The 14,757-nt window shown below is 73.4% G+C and carries 10 protein-coding genes and 2 tRNA genes; 11 read left to right on the top strand and 1 reads right to left on the bottom strand.

Annotation, left to right across the window (positions count from 1 at the left end; translation table 11 throughout):
* Positions 1 to 45: 45 nt before the first annotated feature.
* From ACK586_RS05185 to ACK586_RS05135, 11 genes are all read left to right on the top strand, one after another.
* A complete protein-coding gene (locus ACK586_RS05185) occupies positions 46 to 1,059 on the top strand; it encodes a hypothetical protein (protein WP_409329385.1) in 1,014 nt (337 codons plus the stop codon).
* A 52-nt stretch (positions 1,060 to 1,111) separates the two neighbouring features.
* Entirely contained in the window at positions 1,112 to 2,845 is a 1,734-nt protein-coding gene (locus tag ACK586_RS05180) for an ABC transporter ATP-binding protein (RefSeq protein WP_409329384.1), read from the top strand.
* A gap of 186 nt (positions 2,846 to 3,031) precedes the next feature.
* Positions 3,032 to 4,393 (top strand): APC family permease, encoded by a 1,362-nt coding sequence (locus tag ACK586_RS05175; RefSeq protein ID WP_409329468.1) that lies wholly within the window; start codon positions 3,032 to 3,034, stop codon positions 4,391 to 4,393.
* A gap of 250 nt (positions 4,394 to 4,643) precedes the next feature.
* Positions 4,644 to 6,692, top strand: coding sequence for a DNA topoisomerase (ATP-hydrolyzing) subunit B (gene gyrB / locus ACK586_RS05170; RefSeq protein WP_409329383.1), 2,049 nt, complete (start codon positions 4,644 to 4,646; stop codon positions 6,690 to 6,692).
* Between the two features lie 89 nt (positions 6,693 to 6,781).
* Entirely contained in the window at positions 6,782 to 10,510 is a 3,729-nt protein-coding gene (gene gyrA, locus ACK586_RS05165; protein WP_409329382.1) for an intein-containing DNA gyrase subunit A, read from the top strand.
* A 166-nt stretch (positions 10,511 to 10,676) separates the two neighbouring features.
* On the top strand, positions 10,677 to 11,297 hold the full coding sequence (locus ACK586_RS05160; protein WP_409329381.1) for a DUF3566 domain-containing protein: 621 nt from the start codon (positions 10,677 to 10,679) through the stop codon (positions 11,295 to 11,297).
* Positions 11,298 to 11,352: 55 nt separating this feature from the next.
* Positions 11,353 to 11,426: transfer RNA gene (locus tag ACK586_RS05155), tRNA-Ile, on the top strand.
* 83 nt (positions 11,427 to 11,509) lie between these two features.
* The gene (locus tag ACK586_RS05150) at positions 11,510 to 11,653 is read left to right on the top strand and encodes a DLW-39 family protein (protein WP_409329380.1); all 144 of its coding nucleotides are present in this window, start codon (positions 11,510 to 11,512) and stop codon (positions 11,651 to 11,653) included.
* A gap of 33 nt (positions 11,654 to 11,686) precedes the next feature.
* Positions 11,687 to 11,759, top strand: a tRNA-Ala gene (locus tag ACK586_RS05145).
* Between the two features lie 152 nt (positions 11,760 to 11,911).
* Positions 11,912 to 12,715, top strand: a complete 804-nt coding sequence (locus ACK586_RS05140) for a GAF and ANTAR domain-containing protein (RefSeq protein WP_409329379.1) — start codon at positions 11,912 to 11,914, stop codon at positions 12,713 to 12,715.
* Between the two features lie 117 nt (positions 12,716 to 12,832).
* Positions 12,833 to 13,327 (top strand): DUF1059 domain-containing protein, encoded by a 495-nt coding sequence (locus tag ACK586_RS05135; protein ID WP_409329378.1) that lies wholly within the window; start codon positions 12,833 to 12,835, stop codon positions 13,325 to 13,327.
* Between the two features lie 36 nt (positions 13,328 to 13,363).
* Here the strand turns inward: ACK586_RS05135 and ACK586_RS05130 are convergent, their stop codons facing one another.
* Positions 13,364 to 14,692: an alpha/beta hydrolase domain-containing protein gene (locus ACK586_RS05130; protein WP_409329377.1), complete on the bottom strand. Its 1,329-nt coding sequence runs from the start codon at positions 14,690 to 14,692 to the stop codon at positions 13,364 to 13,366.
* Positions 14,693 to 14,757 lie beyond the last annotated feature (65 nt).

Raw genomic sequence — 14,757 nt, 5'->3', positions numbered from 1 at the left:
CGAGATGACGGGCGAGACCACCGGCCGGACGGCGGGGGGCCGGCGATGACCGGCCCCCGCGACCGGGACGGCGACGGCTTCGACGACCGCGACGGCAGCGGCTGGCGCGAGCCGGCACACCTGGGCGAGGGCACACCCCGGGACGACGCCTCCCGGGACACCCCCGAGGAGACCCGCCCGGCCGACCGGCCGCAGGAGCCGGAACGTGCGGCCGGTGACCCCGGCTGGCAGCCGCCGGGCTGGGACCTGCCGGCGGCCGAACCGGCACGTCCCGGTCAGGGCCGCGTCGAACCGCAGCGCGGGAGCGGTCACGAGCCCCCCCGGGACGGCGGCTACGAGCCGTGGCAGCAGGACCAGCCCGGTCCGCAGGCGCCGCCGCAGGAGGCGCCCGGCCGCGGAGGAGGCCTGTTCGGACCCCGCCGGCCGCGGCAGCCCACGGAGTTCGAGCGCGTCTTCGCCTACCAGGGCGACACGGTGGGCGCCCAGGGCTGGGCGGTGCAGCAGGGCTGGGAGGTGTCCGACGGCACCGGTCCGGCCGACGCCGGGCTGGCGGTGCTGCTGGCCACCGCGCCGACGCGGCTCACCCGCGACCACCGCCCGGCCGGCGTGATGCGCGGGCGCTACGGCGCGCTGGAGCTGGTCGCCTTCGACGTCGTCTTCCCCGACAAGCGGCGGGTCGTGCCCGAGTACGCCATCACCGCCGCACCGGTGCTGGCGACGGTCCCGGGCTTCCGCCTGTCGCCGGCCCGGTTCTGGAAGCACCGGACCGGCGGGCTGGTGCCCGTCGCCAGCGGGGACCCGGAGTTCGAGGACCGCTGGGTCCTGCTGGCCGCCGAGGACGGCCCGGCGGTGCGCCGCCTGGTCGAGGACCCGACCGTGCGCGGGCTGCTGCTCGGCAGCGACGACGGCGACGAGTTCTGGTCCGCTCCGGCCGGCGGCGGCGGGATGTCCGGCGGCTACGTCGCGGCGATCCGGCCCGACGGGCAGCGGCCCGAGCTCATCGAGCACCACGCCCGGCTGCTCGCGGCCGTCGTCGGCGCGCTCGCCGCCGCCGGCTGAGGCACCGGCCCTGACCGCGGAGGCGGTCCCGGCCCCGCCGTCCGGGGCGGGGGTGCGCCAGCTGCTGCCCCTGCTCCGGCCGCACCGCCGGGCGCTGGCCCTGGCCGCGGCGCTGTCCCTGCTGGGTGCCGCGGCCTCGCTGGCCCAGCCGGCCCTGGTGAACCAGGTCATCTCCGCGGTCGGCAGCGGCGGGGCGCTGCTGCCCGTCGTCGGCGCGCTGGTCGTCGTGTTCGTGCTCGTGGCGGCGTCGGTGCTCGGCGCGCTGCAGTCCTACGTGCTGCAGCGCGCGGCCGAGGGCGTCGTCCTCACCACCCGGCGGACCCTGGCCGACCGGCTGCTGCGGCTGCCGGTGGCCGAGTACGACCGCCGCCGCACCGGTGACCTCATGTCCCGGGTCGGCGCGGACACGACGCTGCTGCGTGCGACGGTGACCTCCGGCGTGGTCGAGGTGGCCGGCTCGGCGGTGGTCGCGGTCGGGGCGCTCGTGGCCATGGCGCTGGTCGACGCCTGGCTGCTGCTGGTCACGGCCGCCTCGGTGACCGTCGGCCTCGCCGTCGTCCTCACCGCCAGCCGCCGGGTGCGCCGCCTGTCACGGCAGGCCCAGGAGGAGGTCGGCGCGATGAGCGCCGCCGTCGAGCGGGCCCTGTCGGCGGTGCGCACCATCCGGGCCGGCGGTGCCACCGCCCGCGAGGTCGCGGTGGTCGATGCGAGCGCCACCCGCGCCTACCGCGCCGGCGTGGCGGTCGCCCGGCTGGAGGCGCTGGTGCAGCCGGCGGGGTCGGTCGCCGTCCAGGGCGCGTTCCTGGCGGTGCTGGGCCTGGGCGGCTACCGCGTCGCCTCGGGCTCGATCGAGGTCGGCGACCTGGTGGCCTTCGTCCTCTACCTGTTCCTGCTGGTGATGCCGCTGGGGCAGGCCATCTCGGCCTGGACCCAGCTGCAGACCGGGCTCGGTGCGCTGGCCCGGATCCAGGAGGTGCTGGCCCTCGACCCGGAGGACGACGCCCGGCCGGAGCGCGGCGGCCCGGTGCTGGCCGTCCCGCGGGTCCCGCCGGCGGGGACGCCGCTGCTGGAGCTCGACGAGGTGTCGTTCGCCTACCCGGACGGGACGCCGGTGCTCGACCGGGTGTCGCTGAGCGTGCCGGCCGGGTCCCGGGTGGCGCTGGTCGGGCCGTCCGGAGCGGGCAAGTCGACCGTGCTCGCCCTCATCGAGGGCTTCTACCCGCTCACCGGCGGGGTGATCCGGTGGGCCGGCACCGACGTCCGCGACCTGCCGCGGGCGGCGCTGCGCGCGCGGCTGGGCTACGTCGAGCAGGAGGCGCCGGTGCTGGCCGGCACGGTCCGCGACAACCTGCTGCTCGCCGCCCCGGACGCGCAGGAGCCGCAGCTGTGGGCGGTCCTCGCCGACGTGGGGCTGACCGACGTGGTGCAGCGCTCACCCCGGGGCCTGGACGTGGCCGTCGGCGACGACGGCGTCCTGCTGTCCGGCGGCGAGCGGCAGCGGCTGGCGATCGCCCGCTCGCTGCTGGCCCGCCCGGCGCTGCTGCTGCTCGACGAGCCGACCGCCAGCCTCGACGCGCGGAACGAGGAGCTGCTGCGGCGCACCCTCGCCGCGGCCGCCGCCGACCGGGCCCTGCTGGTGGTGGCGCACCGGCTGTCCACGGTGCTCGACAGCGACCGGATCGTCGTCCTGGACGCCGGCCGGGTGGTCGCGTCCGGGACGCACCGGGAGCTGCTCGAGGCCAGCCCGCTGTACCGCGAGCTCGCCGCCGCCCAGCTGCTGGTGTAGCGCCGCGTTCCACGTGGAACCGCGCAGGATCGCTCGAGTCGCGCAGCGGCCGGGGAACCGTGACCATCGGAGCCCCCCCGGCCGACGGCGGTCGCCGGTAGCGGGACGAGCAGGAGGCGGCCATGGCGAGCACGCGCACCGGCGAGGAGACGACGACCGGGGGGGCAGCCGCCGCTCAGACGGGTGATGGGCCCGGGCCTGCTGCTGCTGTTCATCATCGGCGACGTCCTCGGCACCGGGATCTACGCGCTCACCGGCACCGTGGCCGCGGAGGTCGGCGGCGTCGTCTGGCTGCCGTTCCTCATCGCCTTCGTCGTCGCGCTGATCACCGCGTTCAGCTACCTGGAGCTGGTCACCAAGTACCCGCAGGCCGCCGGCGCCGCGCTGTACACGCACAAGGCCTTCGGCGTCCACTTCCTCACGTTCCTCGTCGCCTTCGCGGTGATGAGCTCGGGCATCACCTCGGCGTCCACCGCGGCACGGGCGTTCAGCGAGAACGCCGCCGAGGTGTTCGAGGTCGACGTCACCGGCTGGGGGATCACGTTCATCGGCCTGGGCTTCATGGCGCTGGTGGCGGCGGTGAACCTGCGCGGCGTCGGCGAGAGCGTGAAGAGCAACGTCGTCCTCACCTGCGTGGAGCTGTCGGGCCTGCTGATCATCATCGGGATCGGCGCCTGGGCGCTGTTCGGCGGCGAGGGCGACTTCGGCCGGGTCACCGAGTTCGACACCGGCGACAAGGGCGTCCTGGCGGGGGTCATCGCCGCCACCGGCCTGGCCTTCTTCGCCATGGTCGGCTTCGAGGACTCGGTGAACATGGCCGAGGAGTGCAAGGAGCCCCGGCGGATCTTCCCCAAGGTCCTGCTGACCGGTCTGGTCGTCACCGGCCTGATCTACGTCCTGGTGTCGATCTCGGCCATCGCGCTGGTGCCCGCCGACCAGCTCAGCGACCCCGACACCCCGCCGCTGCTGCGGGTGGTGGCGGCCGGGGCCCCCGGCTTCCCGCTGAGCCTGTTCGGCGTCATCACGATGTTCGCCGTCGCCAACACCGCGCTCATCAACATGCTCATGGCCAGCCGGCTCGTCTACGGGCTGGCCCGGGAGCGGGTGCTGCCCCCGCTGCTCGGCCGGGTGCTGCCGGGCCGCCGGACCCCCTGGACGGCGATCGTCTTCACCAGCCTGCTGGCCTTCGGCCTGGTCACCTTCGTCGGCGAGGTCCCGGCGCTGGGCGGGACGACGGCGCTGCTGCTGCTGGTCGTGTTCACCGTGGTCAACGTCGCCGTCCTCGTGCTGCGCCGCGACCCGGTCGACGCCGACCACTTCCGCACCCCCACGGTGCTCCCGGTGGTCGGGGCGCTGGCCTGCGGGTTCCTCGCCACGCCCTGGTCGGGCCGCGCGGCCGAGCAGTACCGCATCGCCGGGGTCCTGCTGGCCATCGGCGTCGTGCTGTGGCTGGTGACGGTCGCGGTCAACCGGCGCACCGGCGCCGCCCCCGCCCACCTCGACCCGGAGCACCTGGGCGAGGAGCCGCCGGCCGCGACGCGGGGGTAGGGCCGACCCGGAGGGCGCCAGCGGCCCGAGGACGGCGTGTCGCCCCCCGGGGCTGTCCCCGTGGTGGCGGAGGTGCCGGGAGTGGCGCAGGAACGCGCTGAGGGCGTGGACGACGGCGTTCCTGTCGGACCACCCGGTACTCTGGAGGGCGAACACCGCCAGCAACCGGCTCAGCGCCTCCCTGCGCCCCTCGAGGCCTCCAGGGCAGTGGCCCGGCCGAGCCCCCGGTTGCGCGACAGAAGGGTCCCACGTGGTCGCTCGACCGAAGACGGACAGCACGACCGACAACGGCTACTCCGGCTCCTCCATCACGGTCCTCGAGGGCCTGGAGGCCGTGCGCAAGCGGCCCGGCATGTACATCGGGTCCACCGGCGAGCGCGGTCTGCACCACATGGTGTGGGAGGTGGTCGACAACGCCGTCGACGAGGCGCTGGCCGGCTACTGCGACACGGTGCGGGTGACCCTGCTGGCCGACGGCGGCGTCCGCGTCGAGGACAACGGCCGCGGCATCCCGGTGGACATGCACCCGGTGGAGAAGCGGCCCACCGTCGAGGTGATCATGACCGTCCTGCACGCGGGCGGGAAGTTCGACGGCAAGAGCTACGGGGTCTCCGGCGGTCTGCACGGCGTCGGCGTCACCGTGGTCAACGCGCTGTCCACCCGCCTGGCCGTCACGGTCTGGGCGCACAACGGCATCGAGTGGCGGCAGAACTACGCCTACGCCAAGCCGGGTCCGCTCGAGCAGGTCGGTCCCACCACGAAGCGCGGCACCGCGATCACCTTCTGGGCCGACGGCGACATCTTCGAGACCACGGACTACTCGTTCGACACGATCAACCGCCGGCTGCAGGAGATGGCGTTCCTCAACAAGGGGCTGACCATCGTCCTGCGCGACGAGCGCCCGGGGCACAGCAAGGCCGAGACGGGCCTGTCCGACGAGGTGACCCTCGCCGAGGCCGCTCCGGAGGCCGGTCACGAGGCGGAGGCGTTCGAGCCGACGGAGATCACCTACCGGTACGACGCCGGCCTGGTCGACTACGTCGCGCACATCAACCGCCGCAGGACGCCGATCCACAAGTCGGTCATCAGCTTCTCCGCCGAGGGCACCGGCAAGAACGACACCGCGATGTCGCTCGAGGTGGCGATGCAGTGGTCCGACGCCTACTCGGAGTCGGTGCACACCTTCGCGAACATCATCAACACCCACGAGGGCGGCACCCACGAGGAGGGCTTCCGCGCGGCGCTGACCTCGATCGTCAACCGGTACGCCGTCGAGAAGAAGCTGCTCAAGGAGAAGGACGAGAAGCTCACCGGCGACGACATCCGCGAGGGCCTGGCGGCCATCGTCTCGGTGAAGCTGGGTGACCCGCAGTTCGAGGGCCAGACGAAGACCAAGCTGGGCAACACCGAGGTCAAGGGCTTCGTGCAGCGGGTCTGCAACGACCAGATCGGCCACTGGTTCGAGGCCAACCCGACCGAGGCCAAGACGATCATCCAGAAGGCCTCGTCGGCGGCCCGTGCGCGCCGCGCGGCCCAGGACGCCCGCAAGCTGGCCCGCAAGAGCCTGCTGTCGGTCAGCGGCCTGCCCGGCAAGCTCGCCGACTGCCGCTCGACCGACCCCCGCAACTCCGAGGTCTACATCGTCGAGGGCGACTCGGCCGGCGGCTCGGCGAAGTCCGGCCGCGACTCGATGTACCAGGCGATCCTGCCGATCCGCGGCAAGATCATCAACGTCGAGAAGGCGCGCATCGACCGGGTGCTCAAGAACACCGAGGTCCAGTCGATGATCACGGCCTTCGGCACCGGCATCCACGACGAGTTCGACATCTCGAAGCTCCGGTACCACAAGATCGTGCTGATGGCCGACGCCGACGTCGACGGCCAGCACATCAGCACGCTGCTGCTGACGCTGCTGTTCCGCTTCATGCGGCCGCTGGTCGAGGGCCAGTACGTGTACCTCGCCAAGCCGCCGCTGTACAAGATCAAGTGGGGCGGCAAGGTCGGTGACGAGTACGCCTACAGCGACAAGGAGCGCGACGCGCTCGTCAAGGCCGGGGCCGAGGCCGGCCGCAAGATCAAGGACGAGTCGATCCAGCGGTTCAAGGGACTGGGCGAGATGAACGCCAGCGAGCTGTGGGAGACCACCATGAACCCCGAGACCCGCATCCTGCGACAGGTCACGCTCGAGGACGCCGCGGCCGCCGACGAGCTGTTCAGCATCCTCATGGGCGAGGACGTCGAGGCCCGGCGCAGCTTCATCACCCGCAACGCCAAGGACGTCCGCTTCCTCGACATCTAGTCGACGGACCCCTGGCTGACCGGAGTGCGAGCGGCGAGGAAACCTCCTCCGCGGCACTCCGCCCACCGACCACGTGGAGAACTTGAATCGTGACGGAGACACCCTTCCGCGACCGCGTCGAGGCGGTCGACCTCCAGCAGGAGATGCAGCGCAGCTACATCGACTACGCGATGAGCGTGATCGTCGGGCGCGCGCTGCCCGAGGTCCGCGACGGCCTCAAGCCGGTGCACCGGCGGGTGCTGTTCGCGATGTACGACCAGGGCTTCCGGCCCGACCGCGGGTACGTGAAGTGCGCCCGCCCGGTCGCCGAGGTGATGGGGAACTACCACCCGCACGGTGACTCGGCGATCTACGACGCCCTCGTGCGGCTGGCCCAGCCCTGGTCGATGCGCTACCCGCTCATCGACGGGCAGGGCAACTTCGGCTCCCCGGGCAACGACCCGCCGGCCGCGATGCGTTACTGCCTGACGGGCGACGCGCTGGTCCGGACGGTCGACTCGACGGTCACGCTCGCCGAGCTGGCCGAGGGGATGGAGCCCGACAGCGAGCGCGAGCTGGGCGTGAAGGTGCTGGACCGCAACGGCGACCCGGTCCTGGCCAGCACGGTGTTCCACTCGGGCACCCACCCGGTCAAGAAGCTCACCACCACCGGTGGCTTCGAGGTCACCGGGACCGGCAACCACCCGCTGCTCTGCCTGGTCAGCGTGCTCGGCGTGCCGACGCTGCTGTGGAAGCTGCTGGACGAGATCGTGCCCGGCGACCGCGTGGTCCTGCAGCGCCTCCCGCGCGAGGAGGTCGGGGTCCCGACCGCCTCCGAGGCCGACTTCGCGCTGCTCGCCGGAGCCCTGGTCAGCGAGGGCTTCGTGTCCGAGGGACGAGCCGGGTTCAACAACCTCGACGGCGACTTCTTCGCCGCGGTGGTCTCCGCCTACGACCGGTGCGTCGGGGGGCGCCGGTACGTCGGCTCCCGCATCATCGCGTCGGGCAACGTGCTGCACGAGCTCGACGTCCAGGACCTCACCAGCCTGCGGGGCACCGAGCTGGCCGACATGGTCGGGGAGCGCAGCGCCGACAAGCGTGTGCCGGACGTCATCTGGCGTTCCACGCCGGGCACGCGGCGGTTGTTCCTGCAGGCGCTGTTCGAGGGGGACGGATCGTCGTCCCTGCTGCCGAGGAACACGATCCAGATCAGCTACTCGACCCGCAGCGACCGCCTCGCCCGCGAGGTGCAGCAGCTGCTGCTCGAGTTCGGCGTCGTGAGCTCGCTGTGCCGGTACGCCAACGGCGAGATCGAGGTCGTCGTGAGCAACCGCCGCGACGCCCGGCTCTTCGCCGCGAACGTCGGCTTCTGGGGCCGCAAGCAGGCGAAGCTGGAGGCAGAGCTCGGTCAGGTGCCGGTCACCAGCACCGCGATGTCGGCCGACCACGTCCCCTTCGTCGCCGACTTCCTCCGTTCCACCGGGGCCACCCGGTGGACCGAGCGGGACTGGCTGCAGCGGCACAACGTCGACCGGATCGAGCGCTGGGAGCGCGACCGGCACCTCATCGAGGCCCGGATCACGAACGCCGAGGCGCTCGAGGTCGTCGCCCCCCTGGTCGACGGGCGCTTCCACTACGCGGAGGTCGCCTCCGTCGAGGACGCCGGATCGGCGCCGGTCTACTCCCTCAAGGTCGAGACGGACGACCACGCGTTCCTCACGAACGGCTTCGTCAGCCACAACACGGAGTGCCGGCTCACCCCGCTGGCCATGGAGATGCTCTCGGGCATCGACGAGGAGACCGTCGACTTCCAGGCCAACTACGACGGCCGCACCCAGGAGCCGCTGGTCCTGCCGGCGCGCATCCCGAACCTGCTGGTGAACGGCTCGGCGGGGATCGCCGTCGGCATGGCCACGAACATGCCGCCGCACAACCTGCGCGAGGTCGCCGAGGCCGTCTACTGGGTGCTGGACCACCCCGACGCGGAGCCCGAGGAGGCGCTCACCGCGTGCATGGAGCGGGTGCTCGGCCCGGACTTCCCGACCCACGGCCTGATCGTCGGCCGCGAGGGCATCGAGGACGCCTACCGGACCGGCCGCGGCTCGGTGCGCATGCGTGCCGTCGTCACGGTCGAGGAGGACTCCCGCGGGCGCGTCCAGCTCGTCGTCACCGAGCTGCCCTACCAGGTGAACCCGGACAACCTGGCCGAGTCGATCGCCGAGTCGGTCAAGGAGGGCCGCCTCCAGGGCATCAGCGAGATCGCCGACGAGTCCTCCGACCGCGTGGGCCGGCGCCTGGTCATCACGCTGCGCCGCGACGCCGTCGCCAAGGTCGTGCTGAACAACCTCTACAAGCACACCCAGCTGCAGACCTCGTTCGGCTGCAACATGCTCTCGATCGTCGACGGCGTGCCGCGCACCCTGCGGCTCGACGAGCTGGTGCGCCTGTGGGTGCACCACCAGATCGAGGTCATCCAGCGGCGCACCCGGTACCGCCTGCGCAAGGCCGAGGAGCGCGCGCACATCCTGCGCGGCTACGCCAAGGCCCTCGACCAGCTCGACGCGGTCATCGCCCTCATCCGCAACAGCCCCTCGGCCGACGCCGCGCGCACCGGCCTGATGGAGCTGCTCGAGGTCGACGAGATCCAGGCGGTCGCGATCCTGGATCTGCAGCTGCGCCGGCTGGCCGCCCTGGAGCGCCAGCGGATCATGGACGAGCTCGCCGAGATCGAGGCGCGCATCGCCGAACTGCAGGCCATCCTCGACTCCCCCGAGCGGCAGCGGCAGATCGTCCGCGACGAGCTCGCCGAGATCGTCGAGAAGTACGGCGACGACCGGCGCACCCAGTTCGTGGCGAACGAGGGCGACGTCTCCATGGAGGACCTCATCGCGCAGGAGGAGGTCGTCGTCACCATCACGCGCACCGGCTACGCCAAGCGGACCAAGAGCGACCTCTACCGGTCCCAGCGCCGCGGTGGCAAGGGCGTGATGGGCGCGCAGCTGAAGCAGGACGACATCGTCGACCACTTCTTCGTGGGCTCCACCCACGACTGGATCCTCTTCTTCACCAACAAGGGCCGCGTCTACCGGGCCAAGGCCTACGAGCTGCCCGAGGCCAACCGCACCGCACGAGGCGCGCACGTGGCCAACATCCTGGCCTTCCAGGGGGACGAGAAGATCGCCCAGGTCATGCAGATCAAGGACTACGGGGTCGCCCCGTACCTGGTCCTGGCCACGGCGAAGGGCCAGGTCAAGAAGACCCGGCTGACCGACTTCGACTCCCCCCGCAGCGGTGGCGTGATCGCGATCAACCTCCGCGACGGCGACGAGCTGGTCGGTGCCGCGCTCATCGACCCGGACCAGGACCTGCTGCTGGTCACCCGCAAGGCGATGTCGATCCGGTTCAAGGCCGACGACGCCACGCTGCGGCCGATGGGCCGGGCCACCGAGGGTGTCCGCGGCATCTCGCTCGCGCCCGACGACCGCCTGCTGTCGATGATGGTGGTGCAGGAGGGCGTCGACGTCCTCGTCGCGACCGAGCGCGGGTTCGCCAAGCGCACCGGCATCGAGAACTACCCGAACCAGGGCCGGGGCGGGAAGGGCGTGCTCACGGCCGACCCGAAGGCCCGCAAGGGCAACCTGGTCGGGGCGCTCGCCGTCCAGCTGGGCGACGAGCTGTACGCCATCACCTCCGGCGGGGGCGTCATCCGGACGCCGGTCAACGGGGTCCGGCACAACAAGGACCGGGCCACGATGGGTGTCAAGCTCATGAACTTGCCGGAGGACGTCTCGATCGTGGCTATCGCGCGTACGACGGACAACGACGAAGCCTCGGCCTAGTGTGGGAGTCGGGGCCGGCGGCCCCGGGTACCCCCTCGTGGGCGGGACCCGGGCGCAGCCGGCCCGGTGATCACCACCTGACCGGCGTGCCCGGCACCCCCGGGTGCCGACAGGGCGCCCGGGGCGCGGAGCAGCGGCAGCGGCCGCTGGGGAGCGGGAGAGCAGCATGAGCGACCGGACGCAGGGTGCGGTGCGCGCCGGCACCCGGCCCGGCGAGGCCGCCGACGCCCCGGCGGCCACCGCCCCGGCGGCGGGTGCCCCGGGGCCTGCGGGCGCCTCTGCGGCAGGTGGCCCGGCGACCGGCACCGGCCCGGCACCGGCCACCGGCACCGCCCCGGTCGCGCCCGCCACGGGGTCCGGCGCGGCGGCGGCCGGCCGGAACGGGACCGCCCGGCCCGCGGCCGGGAAGGCCAAGGCGCGCGGGCCCCGGCGCGCCCGCCTCCAGCTGCGGCACATCGACACCTGGTCGGCGCTGAAGATCTCGCTGGTCCTGTCCATCGCGCTGTTCTTCATCTGGATGGTGGCCGTCGGGATCCTCTACGGCGTCCTGTCCGGGCTGGGCGTCTTCGACACCCTCAACGACCTCTTCGGCCAGCTGGGCAGCTCTGGTGAGGACGGGGGCGCCAGCGAGGCCATCACCCCGGGCGTCGTCTTCGGCGGGGCGGCCGTCATCGGGGCGATCAACATCGTCCTGATGACCGCCCTGTGCACCGTCGCGGCCTTCATCTACAACCTCTGCTCCGACCTGGTCGGCGGCCTCGAGGTCACCCTCGCCGAGCGGGACTAGCAGCGACCCCCTCGCGAACGGCCTCGCGGCGGCAGGTACGCTGTCCGAGGTCCACGGGCCTGTAGCTCAGGCGGTTAGAGCGCATCCCTGATAAGGATGAGGCCGGAGGTTCAAGTCCTCCCAGGCCCACCCGTGTGCCGGTCCGCCGGCGTCCACCGGTCCCCGCGGCCCCTGCCGGACAGGGGCCGCGGCGTCCCACGAGGAGGAGCCGCGTGATCAAGAGAGTCGCCCTGATCGCGGCCGCCGCCGCCGCGGTCGCCGCCGTCCGCCGGCGCTCCGCCGGCCGGGCCGAGGCCGACCTGTGGGCGGAGGCCACGTCCGGCCCCAAGGCGGTCAGCACACCCACCACCCGCTGAACCGGTCCGGTGGCGCAGACCACCGGGCCGTCCGGGGACGTAGCTCAATTGGCAGAGCACCGCCTTTGCAAGGCGGGGGTTAGGGGTTCGATTCCCCTCGTCTCCACCCTCTCCCCCGGCCGACCTGCGGTTCCGTCGTCCCGGGTCGCTCCGGCGAGTCGCGGCGGGAGGTCGGGTCGGGCGCTCCAGGCGTGCGCCTGCGGTTCCGACCGGCCCGTTTCGGTTTCCATCTCCTCGCGTGGGTGCCAGGCTCGTAGGGTGGCCGAGAAGATCCCGGAGGCCTCCGACGGCCCTGGAGCAGAGCGCCACGGGCGGGCCGGAAACGCCGGACGGGCCAACAACCGTGGGCGCCCGTCCACGCAGGCCACCGGCGAGGCCGTGCGGGACGATCTCGCGCAGGCGCTGGCCGACCTGGCGCGGCAGCTGCAGCGGCAGACCGACCCCCGGTCGGTCATGAACATCATCGTCTCCGCCGTGCCGGGCACCATCCCGGGCGCCGAGGACGCCACCGTCAGCCTGGTGCAGAACCGGCGGCGGGTGCTGTCCGAGGCGTTCACCAGTGACCGGGCGCGCCGTTTCGACCAACTGCAGCAGGAGCTGCAGCAGGGCCCCTGCCTCGACGCCATGTACCAGCAGCAGACCGTGCGGGTGAGCGACCTGGCCACCGACCCGCGCTGGCCGCTACTGGCCGCCCGGGCCACCGAGGAACTCGGCGTCGCCAGCATGCTCTCCATCCAGCTGTTCGTGGACGACAACGACGTGGGAGCGCTGAACGTGCTGGCCCGCCGACCGAGGGCCTTCACCGATGAGTCCGAGCGCGTCGGGTTGCTGTTCGCCAGCCACCCAGCGATCGCGGTCGCCGACGCCCAGGACCTCACCCACGTCGCCACGGCACTGGCCAGCCGGGACTCGATCGCCCAGGCCAAGGGCATCCTCATGGAGCGGTACAAGATCACCGCACCGATGGCGTTCGCCCTGCTGGCCAAGACCAGCCAGGACACCAACCGCAAGCTCACCGACATCGCCGAGAGACTCACCCAGACCGGCCTGCTCGGCGACTGACGCGCGACCTCGCCGGGGACCTCCGCCACTGGAGACCGCGCCGTACCCGGTCCACGCTCGGCGCTGCCCCCGGCCCGCCCACCCGCGGGCGGGCGGGGCACGGCCCGAGGAGGGGTCATGGCGAGGAAGACCATGGACTGCCGGACGATGCCCAGCGAGAAGAACTGCACCGTCCTCATCTCCGGCGAGGAGGACGAGGTCCTCGAGCTCGCCGCCGCGCACGCCGTGGCGGCGCACGGCCACGCGGACGGCGCGGACCTGCGCGACGCGCTGCGCGGCGCCCTGCGCGAGGAGACGGAGCTGCACGCCGAGACCGGCTCCTTCGTGCAGCTCATCGAGTTCCGGACGCCGGACGTCGACCGGGTCCGGGAGCTGGCCGAGCAGTGGCGGGCCGCCATCGGCCGGGAGGCGACCGCCCGCTGGGGGATCGTCGGCGCCGACCGGAACCGTCCCGGGAGCTACGTCGAGGTGGTCGCGTTCCCCGACCACGCGTCGGCGATGCGCAACTCCGAGCACCCGGCGACCGGCGACTTCGCCAAGCGGATGCAGGAGATCACCGAGGGCGAGGCCGTGTTCCGGGACCTGGACGTGGTCGAGGTGCTGCGGATGTGAGACGGGCGGCTCGCCGGAGCGCTGCGCCCGCCGTCGTCAGGGCAGGGGCAGGCCCGCCGCCACCACCGCTGCCCGCTCCCGCATCGCCGGGGCGTCCTCGGGCAGGACGACGCCGGCCGAGAGCAGGTCCTCCACGGCGTCCAGCCACTGCTGCGCGTAGTCGTCGCGTGAGCGGTACAGCCTCCTGAGGAGCGCCTCGGGGAAGGCCCGCCGCCCGCCGTGGACCGGCGGGTGCCCGGTGCCGCCCTTGCGGCCGCGGTGCTCGGCCACGGGCACCGCGATCTCCGGCACCCGGATCCCGCCCCAGGCGTTGCCGTCCTCGCCGCGCACGATCCGCGGGACCGGCCGGCCGGCGAGGGTCACCCGTGGCTGCGCGAGCGGCGCGACGCCGTGGGCGAGCCAGGTGTGCACCGCCCGCATCGCGGCCTCGTGCACCGGCCGCCAGCTGACCGGGTTGGCTCCCCACTCACCGGCCGGCGCCGGAGGGAGCGGCCGCCCGATGGCGTGCGGCGTGCCGGTGACCTCCCAGATCCGGCGCAGCGGGGTGTCGTGCAGCGCCAGCGGCGCGGTCGCGGTCACCTCGAACTCGCTGTTGACGACCAGCAGCGGCACGCCGAGGTCCTCGCGCACCGTGGTGCGCCGGTAGAGCGGGTCGGCGTCGGCGTCCAGCTGCGGTGCCCGGCCCTCCCAGACCGACAGCAGGAAGGCGTCGACGACCCGGTGCGACGGGTGGACGGCGTCGGCGTAGGCGCACAGCCGCATCGCCGACTGCGAGCCCCCCGTGGCGACGACCCGGCCCACCGGGAGCCCACCCAGCGGGTCGACGGCGGTCGAGCGAGCCGGCCCCACGGCGAGCGCCGCCGCGGAGAAGATGTCGAAGCACGCGGGCTCGCCGGGGTGGAACAGGACGCCGTAGCGCTCCGGGTCGGCGTCCAGCAGCGGGGCCCGGCGTGACGCCCGGCTGCGCCGCCGGGGCGTGCCGTAGAGCCCGGCCACCTGGGCGCTGACACCGACCCAGGCGTGGCCGCGGTAGACCTCGCCCCCGGTCGGCGCGGGCTGCTCCACCCCGGCCGAGACGTTCTGCCACTCCAGGAACACCGTGCCGCTGAACGCCGCGGCGTCCCGCGGGCGGACGACGAGCAGCCGCGTCCGGTACGGGGCGGCGGCGACGGCCTCGGCCGCCCAGACGCCGTCGGCGCTCGGCGGCACCTCCTCGGGGTGGCGGTAGGCGGCGGCTTCGCCGCCGAGGAGGAACTCCTCGGAGACGTAGCCGCGCGCCGCGAGGACCTCGTCCGGTGGCGCGCCGTACGGCGCGCGCTCGCCCTCGACCGGTCCCGCGACCTCTGCTGCGACGGCGGCCCGCATGCCCGGCAACATACGACGGCTGCTCCTCCCGGGCGTCCCCCGGCGCCCGCCCGGGTACCCCCCGG

Source organism: Trujillonella humicola, assembly GCF_046233715.1.
Lineage (GTDB): Bacteria > Actinomycetota > Actinomycetes > Mycobacteriales > Geodermatophilaceae > Trujillonella > Trujillonella humicola.
This window is presented reverse-complemented; position numbering and strand designations above follow the sequence as displayed.